This window comes from Jeotgalicoccus huakuii (assembly GCF_036665975.1).
In the GTDB taxonomy this organism is placed as follows: domain Bacteria; phylum Bacillota; class Bacilli; order Staphylococcales; family Salinicoccaceae; genus Jeotgalicoccus; species Jeotgalicoccus marinus.
Genome location: NZ_JAVIYN010000001.1, coordinates 116,328 through 140,664 on the forward strand (window position 1 = coordinate 116,328; position 24,337 = coordinate 140,664).

At 35.7% G+C, this 24,337-nt stretch carries 18 protein-coding genes and 1 pseudogene; 11 read left to right on the top strand and 8 right to left on the bottom strand.

Annotated elements, in window-relative coordinates:
* Positions 1-130: 130 nt before the first annotated feature.
* Both V6E76_RS00495 and V6E76_RS00500 read left to right on the top strand, forming a co-directional pair.
* A complete protein-coding gene (locus tag V6E76_RS00495; protein WP_247348017.1) occupies positions 131-670 on the top strand; it encodes a putative immunity protein in 540 nt (179 codons plus the stop codon).
* A gap of 99 nt (positions 671-769) precedes the next feature.
* Positions 770-2,746, top strand: coding sequence for a YSIRK-type signal peptide-containing protein (locus V6E76_RS00500; RefSeq protein ID WP_247348026.1), 1,977 nt, complete (start codon positions 770-772; stop codon positions 2,744-2,746).
* Positions 2,747-2,814: 68 nt separating this feature from the next.
* Here the strand turns inward: V6E76_RS00500 and V6E76_RS00505 are convergent, their stop codons facing one another.
* From V6E76_RS00505 to pgaC, 4 genes are read right to left on the bottom strand one after another with little or no spacing between them, the layout of a single operon-like run.
* On the bottom strand, positions 2,815-3,864 hold the full coding sequence (locus V6E76_RS00505) for an acyltransferase family protein (RefSeq protein ID WP_247348027.1): 1,050 nt from the start codon (positions 3,862-3,864) through the stop codon (positions 2,815-2,817).
* Complete coding sequence (gene icaB / locus V6E76_RS00510; protein WP_247348028.1) at positions 3,865-4,716, bottom strand: intercellular adhesin biosynthesis polysaccharide N-deacetylase; 852 nt, start codon at positions 4,714-4,716, stop codon at positions 3,865-3,867.
* A complete protein-coding gene (locus tag V6E76_RS00515) occupies positions 4,709-5,014 on the bottom strand; it encodes a hypothetical protein (protein ID WP_247348029.1) in 306 nt (101 codons plus the stop codon). The genes icaB and V6E76_RS00515 overlap by 8 nt, the downstream gene beginning before the upstream one ends.
* Positions 4,978-6,204 (bottom strand): poly-beta-1,6-N-acetyl-D-glucosamine synthase, encoded by a 1,227-nt coding sequence (pgaC, locus tag V6E76_RS00520; protein ID WP_247348030.1) that lies wholly within the window; start codon positions 6,202-6,204, stop codon positions 4,978-4,980. Before pgaC ends, V6E76_RS00515 begins: the two co-directional genes overlap by 37 nt.
* 320 nt (positions 6,205-6,524) lie before the next feature.
* Here pgaC and V6E76_RS00525 point away from each other — a divergent pair, with 320 nt between their 5' ends.
* Together V6E76_RS00525 and V6E76_RS00530 are read left to right on the top strand one after the other, a co-directional pair.
* A complete protein-coding gene (locus V6E76_RS00525; protein ID WP_247348031.1) occupies positions 6,525-8,114 on the top strand; it encodes an ABC transporter substrate-binding protein in 1,590 nt (529 codons plus the stop codon).
* An 11-nt stretch (positions 8,115-8,125) separates the two neighbouring features.
* Complete coding sequence (locus V6E76_RS00530) at positions 8,126-9,739, top strand: ABC transporter substrate-binding protein (RefSeq protein ID WP_247348032.1); 1,614 nt, start codon at positions 8,126-8,128, stop codon at positions 9,737-9,739.
* Positions 9,740-9,820: 81 nt separating this feature from the next.
* Here V6E76_RS00530 and V6E76_RS00535 read toward each other — a convergent pair whose 3' ends face one another.
* Positions 9,821-11,047, bottom strand: a complete 1,227-nt coding sequence (locus V6E76_RS00535) for a pyridoxal-phosphate-dependent aminotransferase family protein (protein ID WP_247348033.1) — start codon at positions 11,045-11,047, stop codon at positions 9,821-9,823.
* 243 nt (positions 11,048-11,290) lie between these two features.
* Between V6E76_RS00535 and V6E76_RS00540 the strand changes: the two are divergent.
* Positions 11,291-12,481, top strand: a pseudogene (locus V6E76_RS00540) (MFS transporter).
* A 507-nt stretch (positions 12,482-12,988) separates the two neighbouring features.
* Positions 12,989-14,479, top strand: a complete 1,491-nt coding sequence (locus V6E76_RS00545; RefSeq protein ID WP_499797685.1) for an SLC13 family permease — start codon at positions 12,989-12,991, stop codon at positions 14,477-14,479.
* A gap of 55 nt (positions 14,480-14,534) precedes the next feature.
* On the opposite strand, the gene V6E76_RS00550 is transcribed toward V6E76_RS00545, so the two are convergent.
* Together V6E76_RS00550 and V6E76_RS00555 are read right to left on the bottom strand one after the other, a co-directional pair.
* Positions 14,535-15,791 carry an MFS transporter gene (locus V6E76_RS00550; RefSeq protein ID WP_247348034.1) on the bottom strand — a complete coding sequence of 419 codons (1,257 nt, stop codon included), beginning with the start codon at positions 15,789-15,791 and terminating at the stop codon, positions 14,535-14,537.
* A 113-nt stretch (positions 15,792-15,904) separates the two neighbouring features.
* Positions 15,905-17,515, bottom strand: a complete 1,611-nt coding sequence (locus V6E76_RS00555; protein WP_247348035.1) for a PucR family transcriptional regulator — start codon at positions 17,513-17,515, stop codon at positions 15,905-15,907.
* A gap of 235 nt (positions 17,516-17,750) precedes the next feature.
* Here V6E76_RS00555 and allB point away from each other — a divergent pair, with 235 nt between their 5' ends.
* The gene (allB, locus tag V6E76_RS00560; protein ID WP_026866548.1) at positions 17,751-19,118 is read left to right on the top strand and encodes an allantoinase AllB; all 1,368 of its coding nucleotides are present in this window, start codon (positions 17,751-17,753) and stop codon (positions 19,116-19,118) included.
* A 34-nt stretch (positions 19,119-19,152) separates the two neighbouring features.
* On the opposite strand, the gene V6E76_RS00565 is transcribed toward allB, so the two are convergent.
* Positions 19,153-19,974: an alpha/beta hydrolase gene (locus tag V6E76_RS00565; RefSeq protein WP_198687747.1), complete on the bottom strand. Its 822-nt coding sequence runs from the start codon at positions 19,972-19,974 to the stop codon at positions 19,153-19,155.
* 164 nt (positions 19,975-20,138) lie between these two features.
* On the opposite strand from V6E76_RS00565, the gene allC reads away from it, so the two are divergent.
* The 4 genes from allC to allD (V6E76_RS00585) are packed head-to-tail and all read left to right on the top strand — an operon-like array spanning position 20,139 to position 24,322.
* Complete coding sequence (allC, locus tag V6E76_RS00570) at positions 20,139-21,362, top strand: allantoate deiminase (RefSeq protein WP_198687746.1); 1,224 nt, start codon at positions 20,139-20,141, stop codon at positions 21,360-21,362.
* Positions 21,363-21,401: 39 nt separating this feature from the next.
* Positions 21,402-22,193: a (S)-ureidoglycine aminohydrolase gene (gene allE, locus V6E76_RS00575; RefSeq protein ID WP_026866545.1), complete on the top strand. Its 792-nt coding sequence runs from the start codon at positions 21,402-21,404 to the stop codon at positions 22,191-22,193.
* Positions 22,194-22,223: 30 nt separating this feature from the next.
* Positions 22,224-23,255, top strand: coding sequence for an ureidoglycolate dehydrogenase (gene allD, locus V6E76_RS00580; protein WP_026866544.1), 1,032 nt, complete (start codon positions 22,224-22,226; stop codon positions 23,253-23,255).
* 17 nt (positions 23,256-23,272) lie between these two features.
* The gene (allD, locus tag V6E76_RS00585; protein WP_166626574.1) at positions 23,273-24,322 is read left to right on the top strand and encodes an ureidoglycolate dehydrogenase; all 1,050 of its coding nucleotides are present in this window, start codon (positions 23,273-23,275) and stop codon (positions 24,320-24,322) included.
* The last annotated feature ends 15 nt before the right edge of the window (positions 24,323-24,337 follow it).

Genomic DNA, 24,337 nt, shown 5'->3' on the forward strand with positions numbered 1-24,337 from the left:
GGCTATGAATACTCATTCTCGGTGTTCATAGCCATTTTTAAGTTTTTAATAGATGATTTGTGAAAGAAACACATTCATTTATATTGGTATAATTGAATTATCAAATACAATAAATCTAAGGTGGGTAAAAATGAATATCAATGACTATGCATGGAATGATCACGAACGTCGCTTAAAAGAAGATGATAAGATCAAAATTCCAACACCATACAAGGTATCCATCAAAGATAATCTCGATAAAAGAATCGAACTTGAACAAATTTTAGAAACTTTACCTCAAAGAGAGCTTGCAAGATGGGCTATAGAAAATGCTGAAATATTTATTGAATACATTGATATAGACAATGAGGATTTTAAGTACTCAATTATACAAAGTAGTCGAGAAATTTTATTTAGAAGAATTAATAATGAAGTGAACGATTATCACTTAAGACAGGCCGGATTTTTAGCGAACACTCTTGCTAAAAAATCAGTAAATGATATTAGTAAGTGTTCAGCAAGAGTATTTGCTCAAGCAATTTCGACAGGACATATGCGTGGACATGCGATTGTTTCCTCTGATTATGCAGTGAAGGTAAAGAATTTGATTAGTGATTGTGACGTCAGTTTAAGAGAAAGAGATATACAAATCGAAATTGCTAGTAAATACTTAAAAATTCAAAAATCTTAACAGAATTTAAACAAATATAGTATGTATTTTAAACATTTACATAGTATAATTGAATTATTATTATATATTGGGATTAATCTATAAATGGAGGTGAAACTGATGAAAAATAGAAAGATGAACAAGCATACAAATGTCAATCAAGTAAAACAACGATTCTCTATTCGTAAATATAAAAAGTCTGTGTCATCGGTCATGGTTGGCATGTTCTTAATATTTGGATTCAGTTTCGATACCGATGCCTCTGAGAAAAATAAGGTAGATGAAGTTCAAACTGACGAACGGACAGAGACAGAAAATCAAGATGAGGAAGATCAGACAAATGAAGCCGAACTTGTTGATCAAGAGGAAGCCTTATTAACTGAACAAGAAAATGCAGCGCAACTCATCACAGAATTAGAAAATATTTCAGATGAAAACAAGACATATTTTCTTGGTGAAGTTGAAGTCTCATCTGACATTGAAACAGTACAAATCATTCTTGAAGAAGCCATTATAGAAGATGAGGCAATCTATCAAGAAATATTAAAAGAAGAAGAGGCTAAAAAAGCTGAAGCGGAAAGATTAAAAGCAGAGGAAGCCGCAAAAAAGCAAGCTGAAAAAGAAGCAGCACAAAAAGCTGAAACAGAAGAGGCTGAGCAAGAAGCAAAGGAAATAGCAGAAAAAGAGCAGGCTGAACAAGAGGAAGCTGAGCGTAAGGAAAAAGAAGAAGTTGAGGAAGAAAATCAACAAGATCAAAATCAAAAACAAGATAACGATGAGTCCGAATCTGAAGAAAATATTGAAGAGGATGAAGTAGAAGACGAACAGTCTGAACAGGATACTGATACAGAAAATGATGATAGTGAAAATAGAGATGATGTAGAAGAGAAACCGTCTGAAACTGATAATGCTGAAGAAACTGACGAATCTAAAGAACCGGTTGAAAAACAAGAAGAAGTTGTTGAAGAACAACCAGAACAAAATGAAGTTCTTGAAGAACCTGTAACAGAACCGGTTCAATCAGAAGAGGAAATTGTAGAAAAGGCGCCTAAATATATCGAACCTGAACAACCAGTTGTAGAAAAACAGGTTGAAGAAGAGGTCGAGATTGAAAAACAACCGCCTGTAAACTTCCAAAAAGGCGTGAGCGATGCTTATAAAAAAGCTGATGACAAAGCTCAGTTAGAAAAACATCTCACTAACGTTGTCAACACGACCTTTAAAATGAATGATACAGAAGCCTTTATGAAATCTTTAGATGTGAATTTAGAAGACTTAACACCAGAAGAATTCACATATATGCTTTTGAAATACCTTTCTGAAAACATTGATGCAAAGAGTGTTGTTGTTACGAGAGATGATAGCGATGATGTCATAATTGCCGAAGGTATAAAAGACTTATCAAAAGATTTAGATCAGGCAAAAGATGATAGTAAGAATAATCTCAGTATGATGTTCTATTTAGACAATGAAGAAAGAGCCTCATACCAGCATCAAATTGACCAGGCAATAGATCATAGTCAAATCAGTGCGATTATGATGGTGGCAAATGCATTTAACAATATGAATATGCCGGATTTTGTTGAATATGGGAATCATCCGTCACAAAATACTAAGTCTATCTTGAATAATGATATAGAAGTCTCACCTTCTGTTAAATCTTTATCGCTTAATAATGAAAAAATAAGTGGAATTAAAGAATTAAACTATGTTCCTTTTGAACTGACAAGTGAACGTGTGATTGATGAAGGGACCTATAAGATTCAGGTACAGATAGACGAAAGACTAGCCCAGCATGTAACAGCGATGACTGTCCATCCACATCAATCATTTATTACGAAGCCGTTTAAGCGACTTGTAAATGATAATGGACAACTAACAAATGTATGGCAAATTGACTATGACCGTCTCTTCAGTAGTGAAGAAGATACTTATATGACAGCTAAAAATGGTTTAATTATGTTAGAAGAGAGTATAGAGAGTATTTTAAGTCACTATAATGATTTAGAAAATGATCCATTAACTTATCAAAGTGCAGTGATTAATGAAGATACTGGTAATCTTATAGACTCAACTGTTGAAAGAAATATAATTTAACATTCCAAAAGCCGTGAAATCTTGATAATGAGATTTCACGGCTTTTTTTAAATATCGAAAGATTTTTATTAAAGTACCTTCCCTCGATTTTTGACCTTATATGGTTGTTTACCTAAGACAAATCTAAAGATTTTGTATTGGGCTAATAGAATTCCGATTCCAATACATATACCAAGTATGAATAGGAGAGTAAGGGAAATAAAAATTATGGTTGAACCATCATACGCTTCGGTAAAATCGTATATATAAGGTAAAATCACTGGGTGAAACAGGAATATAAACAAGGAATAGTTTGAGACGGTTGTCACATTGTTTTGCCAGATGTCTGATAGTGATGTTGCAATGTATAACATCAACAAGAACATACTGGCATGTAAGGGAATCAAGCTGTAATGAAAACTCGATACTGTCCAGTGGTCCCCATCTTCAAAAACTATAAATAAAATATAACTTAGAATCACCATAAGTAGAAGAATTGCAACATTGTACTGTAAATTTACTTTGATAGATTCATAATTTAAGCCAATAAAGGCGCCGAAGAAATAAAAGAATATCCACCCTAAGAAAATCGTATTATGACTTAATGGATAATAGGTCATAAAGAAGTTATTAACTGCTTCAATCTCATAATAACTATATAAGAATACCACATTAATTAAGAATGATAATACCAAGGCTATTTTAGAGGATAGAATCCTTACATTTATCTTATAAATAATTATCGTGAAAATCGCAAACTGCATGATGACAAATATAAAGTAACCATGCCAGTTTGCGAGAACCATTGTTGACCACAATTCATTAAGAAAATTAGTATTGTTCTCTAATGACAAACTATAACAGTAAAACATTGCTACTAGGATGTAAGGTACTAACAAATACTTAATTCTTTCTACTAGATAGCCTTTCGGTAAGTCTTTCTTGTAATTCAATGTCGTTAAAAGTACTGACAGTATGATGAAAGCTGGTGTTGCTGTAATAAATATATTTCGAATCCAGTAAAGCGTATCAAGCTGTAATGAGTCTGGTTCTAAGAATATAGTATAACGAGTGAGGATATGCGTTAATATGATCGATAAACATAGCATCACACGTAAGTGATTCAATTCTACTTTCATCTATTCAAAACCCTCCCATTTCATCACCAATGATTCAAAGGCTGATTCGCTCACTAAGACGCGAGGAATGTAGTGTTCAGGACTATCTGGTGTCACTGCTTTTTCCTCTAGACTAAAGCCGTACTGAATATCCAGGTCATTCAAGACATCTGTAACTTTGTCATTCGCTTGACCATATGGGTAAGCAATCATATCTAGTCGACTATTAAAGGTGTCACCTAAGTAGTTGAGACTCTTTAATAAATCTTCATTAATTTCCTTTTGACTTTTAGATAAGATTAATGCTTCATTATCATCAATATGGTGCATTTTATGGGTATGAGATTCAAAATTCCATAAACCGCTATTTTCTAATTCTTTTAGTTCATCTTCACTCAATAGGTTCAAATTGTTAAATGATTCATTACCAACTTCTCCAGTAATGACAAAACCAGTTGCTGGAATATCAAATTCCACTAAAGTCTCATGGGCTTTGTCGTATATTGTTTGGTCCATATCATCAAAACTAATCCAGACACATTTTTCAGGAAAATTTTCCTTGTCATATGCCTCTAAAAACTCCTCTTGAGTAAGGAAATTTGCACCCACACTATCTAACCATTTCATCTGTGAGTGGAAGGCTTCTTTGGAAACACTGTAGGTATTTAATTCTTTCGAATTAGACAAATTCTTTAGTAAAGTGTCGATTAACTTGAAATCACGAACTCTGTGATAGTTAAGAGCCAAGCAACTTTCTTCTTCATAGTTTAATTTCGCAACTTGCTCTGGTTCATCAACAGAATCAGCGTAGGCAATACATGGATAAGCGAATAAGAGAAGTGACACAAATAGTGATGTCGTTTTCTTAAGCACCTTTATTCACCTCATACTTGTTAAATTGATAATTTATGATTAAGTACAATACTGTGATCACAGAGATAATACCGATGACTGAAAAGACATTGATGATATCTGTGAAGTTCACTTTTAACACTGTTAGTACGAGCTGATTGACATATGTCGGCATCGATAGGAATACTGTTATAAATGTATAAAGCACCACTGCAGAGTACAGCCATAAAGCAATGGAACAAATTAACACAAATGTTTCTCTAACAAAATTCAAATTAGATTTTAACGCTTGATGTTTCCTCTGTCTGGACTTGTCCATGTTGAAAACTCTCCTTTCTTTCTATTTAGTGCACGTGGAATTGCGACGATGGTGACAATGGCGTTCATTATCCAATAAAGGACTGGATACCAACTTAAGTAAAGTATCATCCACAAATTTTTCTTTTCATATCTACTGTCGATTAAGAGAGAAATTGTAAATTGAATAATGTTTATAAAGGTTAGAACAAAGGCTGAAAATAGCACGAGGTTCATAGTGTAGGAGTAGAAATAATAATCTAAGAGGTTGGAGGTGAGTAGAGTTCTAAATAGTAAAATAAGGACTGAAAATACCCATACAATTGATAAAATCTGTTCTAAGTATAGAATCCACATTGCGATATTTTTAACCTTAAACATCTTTTTAGTATCACGGAGTAGCACTTCCTGGCCACCTTGTGCCCAGCGAATTCTCTGTTTAAACAATCCGACGATGGATTCCGGTACTAACATCCAACATTTTGCCCTCGGTTCGTACTGAATATCATAGTTTGAAAAGTGAAACTTCCAAGTTACAGCGATGTCTTCTGTGATCATATCTGTATCAAAGTTTCCAATTTCTTGTAAGGCTTTTTTATCAAACAAGGTAAACACACCAGAGACAGTATTAACAAAGCCATTAATCATTTGGGCCCGTTTTATGCTCCCAATAATACTCGCATATTCTACAGTTTGAATTTTTCCGAGTAGTGTAGACTTGTTACGTATTCTCGGATTTCCAGTGACTGCACCTAGATTATTGTATTTCTTAAAATTTTCGATCATGTAATAAGGCGCATCTTCATCAATAAGTGTATCTGCGTCGACCACCATAACATATTGACTATATGACGCATTGACAGCTAGGTTCAGCGCATTTGCCTTTCCTTTGTTCTCAGTTAAATTTATAAAAGTAAAATCGAACTTTTCTTTTAGACTATTGATTTTTTCAGCAGTATCATCCGTGCTTCCATCATTGACGACGACGAGTTCTTTATAGGGGTAACTTAAGTTCCATAAAGTCTCTATTGTTTCAACTATAGTATCAGATTCGTTATAACAAGGGACAAGAAATAAAATACGATCCGACTCACTCACATTCTTATCTGGTGTTTTAGCCAACTTTATCTCTTTAATAAAGAAATAAAATAAAGAACCTATCAACCAGAATAGTGATGTGACAATCGGATAGAATAACATAAGCTCTAACATTTGATTTCTCACCATTCCTTTAAAATATTTGTACATTTTTAATAATAATCATTTAAATATGTGTATAAAAGTGACCATTTTTGAGAAAACGTCTGAAGAAAAATATTAGTAATTTATACATAAAAATTAAGAAAGTGATAATTTTTATACATATAAATTAATGCTTATGAAATATATATAAAAGGATGACAGAAATCACAATATTGTCTCAGTGTAAAAACACTCGATATATAAATAAAAATGTTTACAAAAAAGAATTATTTGGTAATAGTTTAGTAACTGATAGCAATAGTGACGTGGGTTTATAGGTGGTGTCGTTAATGAAAAAGATAGATAGCAAGTTATTTTATTTGAAAGCTTTTTTATCAAAAAATATATTTAACAGACAAGAAATTGCAGAACATTTATATATAACAGAACGCCACCTTAGTCGATTAATTAAGCAATGGGAAAAGGAGGGGTTGATACTATATAAACCTGGTAATGGTAGGGGACATCCATCATCTTTAGAATTCATTGTCGATATAGAAGGAATGTTAATCGATTCATATTTATTAAATATTGAATCAAAGTCATTTGATGATTTAGACGAAATAATGAAACTTCCAATTTCAGAGGCAACGAAGACAGTTCTAACCAATGAGTTAATGCGATATTTATTTTCGACGACAAAGATGAGTAAATCAGAAGTTGAAGATGATAAGTTTATAGATTACTACCGCGACATACCGACATCACTGTTTCGCTCTGAAGATAGAAACTATGCAACCTTAACATTAAAACTCAATGTGTTGAGTCGGCTATATGAAGTTAACGATGAAGGAGAATTAGAATATCAGATTGTCTTACATGATGAATGGGTTGAAAACACATTAATCATTTATTTGAGAAAAGACATCAAATACTATGATGGGACCATTATGGCTGCACAAGCAGTGGTGGATTCATTAAGACAAATATTCTATATAGGTAAGTTCCGTTACTTACGTCAATACGTAGTTTCTATTGATGTTTTAGATACTTTTAAATTTACAATTGAATTTACAACACGGTTAGAGATTATAAGATACTTATTAGGCACTTTAAGCTCTGTTATTTATAAAATAGTTGATGGTAAATTATTAACAAGTGGACCATATTATATCGAATCTATGGACCAACAAAATATTGTGCTTAAAAGTAATCCATATTACTTTGGCCAACATGGTGATGTTCACCATGTTGAATTAACTTCAGACATAGAAAAGTATTCCGAATATCTAAAGAAGAATGAGATGCGTTCAACGTCTACCACAGATAACTCAGTAATTGAGTACATCATTGCGAACCCTAAAAGTAAATTTCTCAAAAATAATGAAAGATTATATGTGATGCATCTCATTTCTGAATTTATGAGACGATATAATTTTCATGATAATGCCACACATCTAAGTAACCATTTCGATAATTTTGTTTACAAATATGATGATAAACCTATACAAATTAAAGGTATGTTAACCATTACCTATCACGAATCAGTCTTACAAGCCCAACAACTTGTATATTTTTTACAACAACACAATGTTGCAGCTGCAGCAGTGCCGAGCACTTCTAAATCCCCAGAAGGAGATTTATATTGGGGTGTGACTTTACAGGAACAACTCTGGTTTGCAAAAATGCTCACGACTGAGTCATTTGGCTCATGGTTTATCGACCAAAAAGAGAGTATAAATCTAATCAAGTCCTATAAAGACAATCACATGAAGATGTGGGTGAAAAGTGAAAGTATCTATGAAAATTGGTTATTAGAACAGGCTTATTTTATTCCTATTAAGCATGTAAAACGTCAGTTAAATCTTCCAAAGCATCTATTGAATTTAAGTTCAAATGCATTATCAATTCTGGATTATAATAAATTTTTAAAAAAGTGAGAGCGAACTATTTGGATAAAAGATTATTAATGTTACAAAGGATGACAGAAAACGGAGTATTCACTTTAGAAGAACTTTCTAATTTTACGGAAGTGTCAGTCCGTCATATGTCTAGACTATTAAAGCTCTGGGTAGATAAGGAATATATTGAAGTAGGTTCACCATTGAATAAAGGTAAAAATTTAAATATTAAAATGAATATCGATGCGGATTCTAAGATTTTAGAGGATTTCATCGACAATAAGGAAAACATGACAGTTGCCGAAATTGAAGAGTATCTTAGTTTACCATGGAAACCGAGAGAAACTCAGATGATACAAAAACTGTTATTAAAAGATATAAAAAGACTGGATGATTCCATTTATAAATCCATCATGATTGATTACATCTATAGAATTCCTAAAGTCTTAAAACCTAACCTAGCAGTAGATTTTTACGAAGTGCATTGCCTGCATCAAATTGTCGATAGCTTATATAAAATAAATGATGAAGGTGACTACGAATACTGTCTGGTTTACTATGATGAATGGAATGGTGAAGAATTAACCATTTACTTAAAGAAGGATATTTATTTTTCTGATGGTCAGGAACTATCTGCAGAAATCGTTAAAAATTCATTAGAAAGACTACAAAATGAAGGACCACATATGGTGTCCTATGCACACATCAAAAATATTACTGTGCATGACAAATATTCTCTGACTTTTACTGTAACAAGATTTAAGGCTCTTATAAAATATCAACTCAGTTTAATAGAATCAGCTATTTTTTATTCTGATGAGAACTGTACACCAATTGGGACTGGACCATATCGCATTACCAAAAAAACAAACAACAGTATCATACTAAAAGTAAATCTTAATAGCTTTAGAGGTATTCCTGATATTAGAAAGGTATATCTTTTAAAAGATCAATCAAACATACAAAAATATTATGAAAGGAACCAAGTAGATACTCATATTATTAATTGTCAAGTGGGTATGAGTATGATTGTATTTAATCCTATTAAATCTAGATTTAATAGAAGGGAAAGAGGTTTTCTAACTGATTTTATTAAATCAGTCATGCACGAAGAAGTGGAAAGTCGGAACTATATTAATGTCTCTTTAGATGAATCAGTAACACCGACACTGACAGATGACATGTTCGTAAATAATAATAAGACAGTGACTATTTTAGTAAATAAAATCCATTCAAAACAGATGGAAATTGTTAAGTCTAGATTAAAAGTAGTTGGAATACACTTAGATTATGTCAGCATTAGTAATGAAGAAGAAATGCACTCTAAGTTGACTGACTATGAGGTGGATCTAACCATTATCAACAAACATATCAGTTTGACAGAACCGATGATTTTAATCTATTTGATGATGCTCAGTAAGTTTAAGGATTGGTATCGTCGAGTAGACCATTTTAAGAACTTTGATTTTAACTCTATTGATGAGAGTGAGGTTAGAGGCATAACGACTTACTTTTTAAACCACTTATTTGAAGAAAATCAACTGTCCTATATCTATAATGTATATCGACAAATTCTTATACCATATGGATTCAAAGCAGCACCAAAACCATGTGACACAATATTATATTACGATACGATAATCACGGATTCAGAGATACAATAAATACCCGTATAATCAGTTTCTAGTTTTTCTAGAAAAAGTATTGTACGGGTATTATAAATTATTGAAAGATATTATTAGATCTTACAGCTCATTGTTATCGTAAAAATCGATTAAGGCTTTTAGGCCAGCTGAAGCATCTATATTTTTTACGCCTTTACTTTCAAGGAATACACCGAAAGCTGAAATGAAGTTTAAAAGATTTTGTTTTTCAGCAACATATCCCATCGTACCAATACGCCAAATTTTACCTGCAACTGCACCAAATGTTCCTGCAATTTCAATTCCGAAACGTTCGAGTAACTCATTACGGAAAACAGCATCCTCAACACCTTCTGGGATGTTAACACAAACAACCATCTGCATTTCATGTTCTTGGTCACCGAATATTTCAAGCCCCATAGCAGTCACTGCTTGCTTCATTGCTTCATGGTGATAGGAATGACGCTTCGCTCTTTGTTCTACACCTTCGGCAAGTGCAAGTTTTAAACCTTCATATAAACCGTAAACATTAACAGTGGCTTCAGTGTGATGGTTAAGGCGTCGGTTAGACCAATAACCTTCTAGTTGTGTTAAGTCTAGGTAGTTACTTGTAATAAAGCTTAATTGATTTTCTTCATCCGATTCTGTACGAATCCCTTTTTCAACACGTTTACGTTTATTAATTTCTTCGCTGAAGCGGTCATTATAAGTAATTGGTGTAATACCTGATGGTACTGATAGACATTTTTGTGAGCCACCGATAACAGCATCAAGTTCCCATTCGTCGACTGGAATATCTTGACCCATATAAGTCGCAACAGCATCCACAACAGTGAAGACACCACGTTCTTTAGCAGCCTTACCTAATTGATCAATCGGTTGTGAGCGACCAGATGATGTTTCACCGTGTATAAGCGCTAAAACTTTAGGCTCAACCTTATCCATTTCTTTAATGATATCTTCTTGAGGGATGACTTCTCCCATCGGTGCTTCAATTGTGTGAACTTCACCGCCAGCACGTTCAACGAGTTCGATTAGTAAATTACCGAAACGGCCGATAACTGGAATGAGAACCTTATCGCCTGGTTCTACAATAGATGAAATCGCTGCTTCTATACCTGCACGACTCGTACCATCGATAGGGTATGACCATTTATTATGTGTTTTAAATGAGTCACGAATTAAATCCATCGTTTCATTCATAATATTTGTAAATTCGGGATCGAATTGGCCAAGTATGGAGTTGCTCATCGCTTGTGAAACACGAGGGTCAACTGCAACAGGTCCTGGGGTCATGATTAATCTTCTGTTTATTTTTAAACTTGACATATTCTATCATCCTTTTTAATTTTTATTTCTATATAGTATAACCGTTATCGTGAGATGGCAAACAATAAATCTAAAATTGTGATAAATTGAACATAACATAAAAGTGAATTTATATATATTGGATAATGTTTTGATTGAGGAGAAACAGTATAATTAAAAGTGATAAAAGAAGTATTAAAGAAAAAAGGGAAAATATTGGAGAACAAACAGCTTTCAAACAATTACTGGATTAAAATTGTTATCGTGTTTACACTCGGTTGGGTCGCAATTTATGCAACACGTACAATTTTAAACCCAATCATGACAAACATCCAAAGTGAGGTTGCAATTACGACTGCACAACTAGGTTTAATTTCAAGTTTATTCTTCCTAGGTTATACAGCTACACAGATTCCATCAGGGTTTTTAAGGGATAAATTCGGCCGTAAGAAAATGATCATCCCAGCATTTATCGGTTTTGGTATTTTAGCAATTTTATCTGGACAAATGTTCACATTCTACATGTTCTTAACAATGTGGTTTATGACAGGGATGTTCCAAGGGGTATTCTATGGACCACAATATGGTCTATCTTCAGAGGCAATACCACAAAAGCGTTTAACAATCGGTTCATCTATTATTAACTCCGGTATGGCGCTTGGTATGTCAGCAGGTTACTGGATTTCTAGTATTACAGTTCAAGAGATGAACCTATCTTGAAGAACACCGTTCTGGATTATGGGTGTTATCGTTATCATCATCGGTATTATTATGTGGATTGTTGTAAAAGAACATCCTCCAGGTTATCAAGCACCAAGTGAAACTACAGGAGAACAAGAGAAACTGAAAGTTTCAGGGCTATTTAAAAATAGAAACTTACTTCTAGCATTTATTACTATATTCTGTTCGATTTACGGTTTCTTCGTAATCTTAACTTGGTTACCATATTACCTTGAAACAGCAAGAGGTATTTCAGGAACTAGCGTAGCGTTTGTATCTTCACTAGTACCTTGGGCATCAATTCCTGGTATGTTACTATTTGGTTGGATATCAGATAAGCTAGGTAAACAAAGACCAGTACTACTCGTAATGGTACCGTTAGCATTTATCTCAACAATTTCTATAGTGCTATTTGATCAAATGTGGGTACTCTATGTCGCTCTAATCTTATACGGTATCGTCGGTAAATTATCAACTAACCCGGTATTGATCGCAGTAGTGGCAAACAACGCACCACGTGTCGGACTGTCAACATCATTTGGTATTTATAACTTTATCGGAATGTCAGCCTCAATATTGGCACCTTACATTACTGGCTTCATTACAGATGTAACTGGTAACTTAGATATGGGATTCTATTTAGCAGGTGGATTACTTCTGATCGCAGTCATAGCAGTATTCTTCATCGATGAATCAGGCTATAAAAGAGTCGTAGATATAGAGAAAGTTAACTAATGTATAGAGAAAAACTGATGCACTGAAACCTTACGGTTTCAGTGCTCTTTTGTTTGGTAGGATGGGAGAGTTGTTATTTGCTGGTGTATTTGGGTTGGGTGATTTCAATGGAATGGGATTGCTCCGCTTCGAAATAAAAACGAAGCTGATGAATGGTACGAGCTCCGCTTAGAAATAGAAATGAAGCACACCTACTCAAATCAACATCCAACCAAAACTCGCATAAGGACCATTTAAAATGGATATTTATTACATATAAGCGCTTACAATGAATATATGATAAGTTAAACTTATTGTTATCATTAAATATTCTATAGATTAATCAGAATATTTGTGATAGATTATTAATGTGTTTTATTTAAGGAGGGGGTATTTGTGAGCGAGTTTAAAGATAAAAATATCGTTCAGAAAAGTTATGATAACTTATGGAGTGAATCCAAAAGAACAAAATCATTACTGAAGTTTTTTAGTGCAAAAGATTTAAGGGACGCGGCAACAGGCGCACCGGTGCCTGAGCCTAATGCAACATCATATACTAAGGTCCAGCTGATTGGACTTCTGCTCGGACCATTATTATTTGTATTAACTCTGTTGTTTTTACAAACTGAAGGCTTAGTTCAGAATGGAATTTTCGTCGTTGCAGCGGCTTTATGGATTGCAACTTGGTGGGTAACGGAAGCAATTCCGATACCAGCTACATCTTTACTACCATTAGTATTATTCCCGATGGGAGGAATAATGACGAATCAGGATACGGCAAGTTTTTATGGGGATGACATTGTATTCTTATTCTTAGGTGGTTTCTTATTAGCAGTTGCAATGGAGAAGTGGAATTTACATACACGTATCGCGCTTTCTATTATTAAAGCAATCGGTACGACAACAGCGACAATTCTTTTAGGCTTTATGATTTCTACAGCGCTGTTATCAATGTTTGTATCGAATACTGCAGCAGTTATGATTATGATTCCTATAGGACTCGCAATTATTAAAGAGGCACACTCTTTATCTACTCCGAGTGTTCAAGAGGATGTTAAAATCTTTGAGAAATCTTTAGTACTTGCGATCGGTTATGCGGGTACGATTGGTGGACTCGGTACTTTAATTGGAACACCGCCACTCATTATATTAGCTGGTCAGATGAAGCAAATCTTTGATGTTGAGATGAACTTTGCCCAGTGGATGCTAGTCGGGGTGCCTGTTGTTATTGTTTTACTGGCTCTAGCATGGGCATACATGAACTTCTTCCAGTTCAAACATGGTATGAATCAATTGCCTGGTGGGAGAAAAATTATTGTTGATGAGCTAGATAAGTTAGGGAAGATCACAAAGGAAGAAAAATGGGTACTTGCAGTATTTATTTTAGCTGCATCACTTTGGGTCCTTAGAGGCTTCTTCTTTGATCAGTTTGCATTCACAGAGCTATTAGGTGATGGCTCAATTGCAATGCTCGCTGCAGTCTTACTATTCATCATCCCTTCTAAGAGACAAAATGGTCGTGTACTCGACTGGGGTGTTGCAAAAGATCTACCATGGGGTGTTCTATTACTCTTCGGTGGTGGTTTAGCACTTGCTGGTTCAATTGTTGAAACTGGTGTCGACCAATGGATCGGTGAAATGCTTTCAGGTGTAGGCGGCATGCCATTGATCTTAATGATTGCAATCGTTGCACTACTTATTTTGTTCTTGACAGAATTCACATCAAACACAGCAACAGCTACGATGATTCTACCAGTTCTAGCTGGTCTAGCTATTGCTTTAGACGTTCACCCATTAGCATTAATGGTACCTGCAGCTATGGCTGCAAACTGTGCCTTTATGTTACCGGTTGGAACACCTCCAAACGCGATTGTCTTTGGTACAGGTAAGGTAACAATTGGTGAAATGATGAAAGCAGGATTTGGTTTAAACATTCTTGCTGCACTTATGATTATTATCGTCGTTTACCTTTGGGTACCGGTTGTTTACGGGATTGATTTACTGGCTTTCCCATTTTAAACAAGTAAATAAGCACTCAAGAATTTTATTCTTGAGTGCTTATTTTTATATTGTCTTATGCGTGTTGTGAATTTTTGCCATCTCTTAGGTAGATTACTAAGAAGAAAAGCAGTGCTGCAACTAATAGTAAAACAGTTCCAATATAGAAACCAATAATTTGTGAACCTGTAGTATCACCGATGAAACCAGTTAACCATGGTGCAACAACTGATGATGCCATACCGAAGAAGTTAAACAAGCCAAGTGCTTTAGCTGTTTTGTGTTCTGGTACAGAATCTGAAACATAAGTAATTAATACAGGGTCGATTGCTAGTTTACCAAATAGTCCGTAAAGGATTAATGCGATGTACAGAATCCATGGTGATGGAGAGTACACTGTCAATCCAATCATGACTGCAGCAATGATTAATAGGGCTAAGATATATTTCAAACGATCTTGTTGTCTTCTGTCTAGAATACGAGCGAAAATTAAAGCGCCCGGAATACCTGCAATAGCAACAAGTGCTGAAACATAACCAACGTCTGATTGTGCGAATCCTTTTTCTGCTACTAGGAATGAAGGTAACCAAGTTACAATCATGTAGTAACCGTAACAAACAGCGAAGTATACGAAGTAAATTGTTAGGTGTTTACTTGAGAATAATGACACACCATCGTCCTCTTTAACAACATTTTTTGTATCTGTTGTTGTTTTTGCAGTTTGATCTTCCATAGCAGCAAGTTGCTTATCACTCTTGATGTTGATGTAAAATACAAATGTTACACCTAAGATGATAAGTGCAGTACCGTAAAGCATCCAGTTCCACTCAACGTTCAAGCCACCAACAAGCACTGATGAACCGATTAGACCGATCACCATACCGACAGCAGAACCAGAGTTGATTACCGCATTAGCAAAAGTTTTCTTTTCTTTAGGTACGTGCTTAGCAGACAAGCTATAAGCCGAACCGTAGTAAGAACCTGTTGCTAGACCTGCAATCAATGAACCGATATATACTTGCGGTAAAGTTGTTGAAGTACCAAGTACAACTGCACCAACCGCGAAACCAATAAATGCTGGAATTAAGACTGTTTTTTGACCGAACTTGTCGACCAAGGCACCTGCAGGAATTTGCATGCCTGTATAAGCAAAGAAATATACAGAAGCAATTAAACCGATTTCTGCATTCGATGCATTACCTAGTGCATCTTGGATCTGTGGGTAAATTGGAGTCAGAATTGTTCTATATATCCAAATAGCAACCCAACCAAAGACTAAGGCAACTATAATTTTCTTATAGTAGCTGGATCCACTCTTTTGAGTTTGTTCCATTTCATACGCCTCCTAAATTTTGTAGATAACTACATTATAAAGGCAAAAAGAAGAAAGACCATTGGTCAGTTTGAACAATGGGCTTTCTTATAATTATTGGATGTGAACAAGTTTTAAGCATCTTGGATATGTTGGGAAATAAACAATGCCAACCTAATATTTAATGAATGAACAGGATCCATGACATTCACTCTTAACATTTCTTCACATTTATTTATACGATATTTAACAGTATTTCGGTGTACGAAAATTTCATTTGAAGTCTTCGTAATATCACACTGATTATCCATGTATATTTGTAGGGTCTTCTTAAGTTCCTTATCCTTGGTGTTCGTTGGAAAGGCAAGATCCCCTAAAGTATTTACTACAAATGGCCTTACCTTATCTGGACTGATGAGTTGTAGTAATTCTTCGAAATTCCTCGGACGATAAACTTCCAAGAACTCTTTGTCACCGCGATTATGACTAATATCATAGGTCTCTTCTGCCTCGACGAATGATGAATGGATTTGGGTGAAGTCGGACACTTCATTTCCTATACCAAACGATAAGGATTCCCTAAAGAATTTCTTATATTCTTTTTGAAGATGGCGACAGTATGCCTGGTAATATTCATGACGTTCTTGTAACAAGATCGCAAAGCGATTGGAGTCACCAAAACCGAATATACTGATATTTGGGTCGAGTGAGACGAGCGCGTTTTGTAGCCATTCAAAAGTGAGTTGATAACGTTCATTTACATATTCTGAGTTTTCTATTTCATCGGTTTTATCGATTCCGCAAATCATGACTTGGTAGTATGACGAATCGATTAAATGATAACGTTCAAAAAATTCTGGATGAGAATTTAAATTAATAGGCGTACCATCTGTTGAATTGATAATAGAGCTAAACAGTAAGTTCACATCCTCTTGTTCTGTCGCTCTAATTTTAGAATCCTTATAAATTGCAAACGACAAGGTATTGATCGCTTGTTCAATTGCCAAATGGCTAAACGGATAAGATATCTTATCCAAATTAGAAACGATTAAATAGTAAGGGAAATACGTGAAGGCAGGCACTTTAAATACTGCAGTTTTCGTATTGAAGTCATTGGTGAAGTCTTCTTGGTTATTCAAATAGACATCATTAAAATATCGTATGCTTTCTTTATATAATTTCTGGTCGTTTTTAAAATTATTACTCATTACATCTACCTTGTAAAAAGGGTTAATTAATATAATCGGCAATCTTAAAAACTGACTGAGTTGGTTGACCATACGCTCAACACTAAACTCCTTGATTAACATTGAGTTCATGCGTTGTTGTACTTCTAAGGCATAATACAATTTTTCAGTTTCATCTTGTGAAATATATGTCGCGATACTATGAGTAGCTTGACCGAGTTTCCAGTTGTTTGGAATTTCAATTAATGGGAAACCGAGATTATTTGCGTAGTCGATTACGCTCTTATCAATCTCATGAATGAAGCGTGATAATTTAATTCCCAGTGCAGCAACAGGTACATCGTTTAAATCTCTAATGAATTTAATCAGTCCATCTGGGTCATTCTTAAAAGTCATTGCTGTCGTTAAGAGGATTGTGTGCTCCGTAGTGTAATCTTTGACATCTGGAGTCTCTGTTATATCGACATTGGTGACGGTTCTCTCGAGATCCGCTTTATGATTAATTACTTTAAAATTACTAAAGCGCTCCAAAGATAAAATTTCCTTAATTGTTACCATCTATTAATCACCTGTATTTTAAAAATAGGTTTTTGTACAAAATGCACAAAAATAAATTATTAACATTATAATTTAGACAATTTATATTTCTCCACTTAATAGTACACTAATAACAAAATAAACGTAAATATATTTGACTAATAGTATGTTTTAGAGCGTGCAACATGGGTATTGCCTAAAGTATGCTATTATCTTGTTTTGCGTTATTATACACCTAGTGTAGGAGGACTTAAAAATGGCTTATGATTTAGTAATTAAGAATGGTTTGGTTATACTTCCTGGCGGTGAACAAGAAGTTGATATCGCTGTTACTGATGGAAAAATCGCTCAAATTGGTACTGATATTGAAATAGGTGACGCTCGCGTTGTTGATGCTAAAGGTTTAGTTGTTTCCCCAGGTATGATTGATGCACATGTTCACATTAGTGAACCAGGTGGAGGCATTCGTGACCACTGGGAAGGCTATGATACAGGTACGCGTGCAGCAGCAAAAGGTGGGGTAACATCATTTATCGAAATGCCTTTAAACCAGATTCCAGCTACAGTCGATCACGATTCAATTCAAGAAAAATTCAAAGCCGGTGACGATAAGTTATCAGTTGATGTATATAGTTATGGCGGTCTAGTACCTTTTAATTTAGACGGCGGCATTCAAGAATTGGATGAAGACGGTGTAGTTGCTTATAAGGCATTTGTTGCAACAGCTGGTGACCGTTCAATCGAAGGAGACTTTATGAATGTTGATGACTACTCTTTATATGAAGGTATGCGTCAGATTGCTAAGACAGGTAAAATTTTATCAATCCATGCTGAAAATGGTCCAATAACAGATAAACTTGGTCAATTAGCACAAGAACGTGGTGAAAAATCACTAGCAGCTTATGTGGATACAAGACCTGTATTTACTGAAGTTGAACCGATTCAAAAGATTATTTTATTTGCTAAAGAAACAGGTTGTCGTGTGCATATCGTACATGTTGCCAATGCTGAAGCAATTGATTTAATCAATGAAGCTGCAAATGAAGGTGTAGATATTACATGTGAAACATGTACGCATTACCTATACTTCTATAAAGAAGAACTTGATGACATCGGACCAGTGGTTAAATGTTCACCACCAATCCGTGAAAAATCACGTTTAGAAGGTATGTGGGAACGCGTCTTTGACGGTAAAGTGATGTTCGTTACGAGTGACCACTCTCCATGTACACCAGATCTTAAAGATACAGATGATGCCTTTAAAGCTTGGGGTGGAATTTCCGGTATCCAAAATAATGTCGATCTTTTATTTGATGAAGCTGTACAAAAACGTGGTATGTCATTGACGCAGTTTGCAGATATCATTGCATCAAATGTCGCAGACCGTTTTGAGCTCAAAGGAAAAGGACGTATTGAAGTCGGTTACGACGCAGATTTCGTATTAATTAAAGGTGATTCACCTTATACTGTAGAAAAAGAAGCATTAGAATATCGCAATAAGATCAGTCCTTATATTGGACGTGAAATTGGTGCGCAAGTTGCCGGTACTATTTTACGTGGTGAAGAAATTTATTCACTAGATCAAGGTGTAAGTAATCTTAAAATTGGACAATTCTATAAATAAATAAAAAGTCAGGGAGGTGCCTCCCTGACTTTTCTTATGTATGCTGGTCATTCATAAAAGTAACTGCTGTTTCATAGAGTTTGATATTGTTTTCATTGACTGTTTGATCAAAATTGTGAGTATTTGTATCGACCTCAACAAATTTTACAACTGGTGCATTTTTATTTAACTTTCGACTGAAGAAAACAGGTACATCAGGATCTCCCTTCCCATGGGCGACAAAGATAGGTGGCAATGCTTTTATATCCTCATTGGTTAATCGGTATTTATCGTTCTCTAAATCGATGCCAAGGGTTTTTGCCCATTCACCAATATGCCTATAGTAAAGATATAAAAGATATCTTGGATCTGGATTTTCTTTGACGGTCACATAGTCACGTATGTTTGGTGTGACAATATCTTCAGTCAGCATTGAAGCTAGGTGCTTTTGATCGTGTGGTAGGTAATTGAAGTCACTATGACTGAAATTAAAGTAACCGTAAAAATTGATGATGCCTTCAATATTAAAATCGCGTGCCATCATTAAGCTTAAGTAACCACCGGCAGAGCGTCCCATAATATATATTTTTTCGTGTTTCAAAGTTGTAGCGAAGTGATATATGTCTTGTAAATCGATGAAAATATCATCGATAGTAGATTCAGGTGCGAGACGATAGTCGGCACAAAGGACTTCGAAGCGTTTACGTAGTATTTCAATATACTCATTAGGGAGGTCTGTGCGTTCACCAAAAACTAAACCACCACCATGTAAGTAGATTAAAGTACCTAAAACATCTCGGCTATTTACAGCAGTACTTTTGTAATAATCGCCTAAAAGCGTATATGAGTCAGCAATCTTAATTGTTACAGTTTCCATAAGCATGTCTCCTTTACATTAATCATTATACAGACTAAGCAATTTTAGTGTATTTGTCTAAAGTGAATAATTTGAATAGACATGATTGTTGAAACTGTCAATGCTAGTTGATGGTACTAATTTTATAATTGTAATTGAAAAATAATGAGTGGAGTGGATTTATAATGGACATTCTTGAAACTTTTGAAAAACTGGACAAACAGTTTACAAGTTATGGCGGTTTAGACCCTCGTGGAATTACACGCCTACTTTATTCAGAAGAATGGCGAAAAGCAGTTGACGCTTTGAAAGAAATCTTTGAAGAAAACGGACTAGAAGTATCAAGTGATGCTGTAGGTAACGTTTCAGGGCGACTAATTGGTTCAGAAAAGCCTGAAGAAACAATTATGTCAGGATCACACATCGATACTGTTGTAGAAGGTGGACACCTTGATGGACAGTTCGGTATTTTAAGTGCATTAATTGCAACACTTTACTTGAAAGAAAAATATGGTCAACCAAAACGTACATTAGAAGTACTATCTATTGCAGAAGAAGAAGGTTCTCGCTTCCCATACACATTCTGGGGTGTTAAAAACTTCTTCAACCTTCAAAACAATGATGACGTAAAAGACATCACTGATGGTGAAGGTGTTAAATTCGTTGATGCAATGAGAGAATCTGGTTTTGACTTTAGAACAGATGATAAGGTTCGTGATGACATCAAGGCCTTTATCGAAGTGCACATTGAACAAGGTCAAATCCTTGAAAAAGAAGAGAAGAAAATCGGTGTTGTTACAGGTATCGTTGGTCAAAAACGTTACACTATCAACCTAAAAGGTGAAGCAAACCATGCGGGAACAACACCTATGGGTTACCGTAAAGATACGGTTGTAGCCTTTACTGAAATCGCACAAGCGCTTGTACAAAAAGCACAAGAGATTGGTGATCCACTTGTTGTAACATTCGGAAGTGTTAAACCAGTTCCTGGTGTTGTTAACGTTGTACCTGGTGAGGTTGAATTCTCAGTTGATACACGTCACATCGATGAAGCGGAATTAAACGATTTTGCGAAAACTGTTGAAGACACAATCAACGAAGTTGCTGACAAGTACGGTATGACTGCGGACATCAACTTATGGATGGAACAATCTCCAGCCTTGATGGATGAAAGTATTGTCAACATGATTCAAGAATCTGCAGACAAAGTTGTCGGTGATTCATATAAAGTAATGCCATCTGGTGCAGGACATGATGCTCAAATATTCTCTAATTACATGCCAACAGGTATGGTGTTCGTACCATCAATCGGTGGGATTTCACACAACGTTGAAGAAGAAACAAAAATCGAAGATTTAGTTAACGGTATTGAAGTACTTGCTGAGACACTTTATAAATTAGCTTATTAATATAAATAGACTTAATTTAAGAGAAAGGGAGATATATAAATGGGTTACTTAAACCATCAACAAGGATATAGAGAAGGCTTATTAGAAACACGTTCAATCGTTAAGAAGGATGATTTTGCAGTATTAACTCCAGACGGACTCGTTAATAACGTTGTTCCTGGGTTTGAAGATTGCGATATGTCAATCTTAGGTTCACCAAGAATGGGTGCACGTTTTGTTGACTACCTAGTTACAGTTAAAAACAATGGTGGTAACAAACAAGGATTCGGCGGAGAAGGTATTCAAACTTTCTTATATGTTGTTTACGGAAACGTGACTGCAACTGCAGATGGACAATCTTATAATCTTTCACAGGGTGGATACATCTATGTGCCACCACACTTAGAACTTACATTTGAAAACAACAACAACGGTGAAGATAGCCGCCTCTTCCTTTACAAGAAGCGCTATCAAGAAGCTAAAGGTGTAGGTAAACCTGAAGTTGTGACAGGTAATGTTAACGATATCGAACAAAAAGCTTACGAAGGTATGGATGAAGTACTTGTACAAGACCTTTTACCAGCAGATATTGCTTATGACATGAACTTCCACATCTTATCATTCAAACCAGGTGCGTCACATGGTTATGTTGAAACACACGTACAAGAACACGGTGCTTATATCTTAAGTGGTCGCGGCATGTACAACCTTGATAACAACTGGATGCCAGTTGATAAAGGTGATTATATCTTCATGGGTGCTTATGCATTACAAGCAACTTATGCAGTCGGCCTAGATGAGCCATTTGCTTACATCTATTCTAAAGATGCAAACAGAGACGTTGAACTATAAAACATTCATATAGAGATAGGAGGTTATGGCATGTCAGAAGAATTAGTCATTTCTAATTCAGAAGAACTGCGTGAACTATTTAAAGCCAAATTTGTCCTTAATGGTATGCCTGAAACATTTGCAGATCGTGCTGCAGATGTTCTGGTTTGGGCAGATGCACGCGGTATTCATTCACACGGCTCAGTTCGTATGCAGTACTACTCAGAGCGCTGTGCAAAAGGTGGTTTTAACCTAGAGCCAGAGCTTAAATTTGAAAAAACTGGTACGTCAACTGGTGTTTACCACGGTGATAACTCTGTCGGTCATTACGTCGCTTTTGAAGCGATGGAAGAAGCAATCAAACTTGCTAAGGAATCTGGTATTGGTGCAGTTGGTGTAAGTGAAATGAGTCACTCTGGTGCGATTGGTTACTTCGTACAACATGCTGCAGAACAAGGCATGGTTGCTCTATCAATGTGTCAATCAGATCCAATGGTTGTACCATTTGGTGGCTCGGATCCTTACTTTGGTACAAACCCAATTGCTTTCGCTGCACCAAGAAAAGATGGACAGTCTCCAATCGTTTTCGACATGGCGACAACCGTTCAAGCTTGGGGTAAAATCCTCGATGCAAGAAGTAAGAATAAGGATATTCCAGATACTTGGGCAGTCGATAAAGACGGTAACCCAACGACGGACCCTTACGCAGTAAACGCACTCTTACCAGTTGCTGGACCTAAAGGTTACGGCTTGATGATGATGGTTGATATCTTATCAGGTAGTCTGATGGGATTAAATCACGGTAAACATGTAACAAGTATGTACAAAGACTTAAGTGAATATCGTCGTCTAGGACAGTTCCATTTAGTCATCAACCCTGATTTCTTCTCAACTAGAGAAGCAATGGAAGAGAAGATGGAAACGATGATTGAAGAGTTACATGCTAACAAACCTGCAACAGGTTTCGATCAAGTGTACTACCCAGGTGAGTTAATGGAAGTTACAAAGGCTGAGTACGAAAAATCAGGTATTCCAATTCCTAAAGACATCATGGAATTCTTAAAATCAAATACACCATACTAAAAGGTGGGATGTAAGAAATGCGTGTTTCAAAAGATGAACTATTTCAACTCATGAAAACTAAATTAGCTAAAGCTGGTCTTACAGAAGAGGCTGCGGATGCTGTCAGCGATGTACTTACTTTCGCTGACCACCGCGGTATCCACTCTCACGGTGCGGTACGTGTAGAATACTACGCTGAACGTATCGCTAAGGGCGGCATAACTAATAACCCAGAATTTAAATTTGAAAAAACAGGACCATCAACTGCATTACTTGACGGAGATAATGGTGTCGGTCACCAAGTTGCTAAACTTGGCATGGACAAAGCCATTGAAATGGCTAAAGAGAATGGTGTAGCTGTCGTTGGAATGACGAACATTTCACACTCAGGTGCACTCGGCTATTTCGTTGAAAAAGCAGCAGAACAAGATATGGTTGCTTTATCAATGTGTCAGTCGGATCCTATGGTTGTACCATTTGGCGGTACTGAACCTTACTTTGGTACAAATCCAATCGCTTTTGCAGCACCGACAAATGATGAACGAATCATCACTTTTGATATGGCGACTACTGTACAGGCATGGGGTAAAGTTTTAGATGCCCGTTCTAAAGGGCAGGATATTCCAGATACTTGGGCAGTAAATGCTAAAGGTGAACCAACAACAAACTCTCGTGATGTTCATGCATTAGTTCCAGTTGCTGGACCTAAAGGTTATGGGCTGATGATGATGGTTGATATTCTTTCTGGTTCCTTACTTGGTTTGCCGCACGGTGTGCATGTCTCAAGTATGTACAAGGACTTGACTGCTGGTCGTCAATTAGGGCAGCTACATATTGTCATTAATCCGGCGTACTTCACAGATGTGACAGCTTTCAAAAAACAATTATCTACAATGCTAGATGAACTAAAAGAGCAGTCACCTGCACCAGGATTCTCTGAAGTTAACTTCCCAGGAGAACGCGGAAAACAACGTGCCGAAAAATATGATGAAGATGGCATTGAAATTGTTGATGATATATATGATTATCTCGTGAGTGACAACATTCACTTTGATCGTTATCACGGTAAAAATAGATTTGCAGAATAAATATTAATGGAGGTT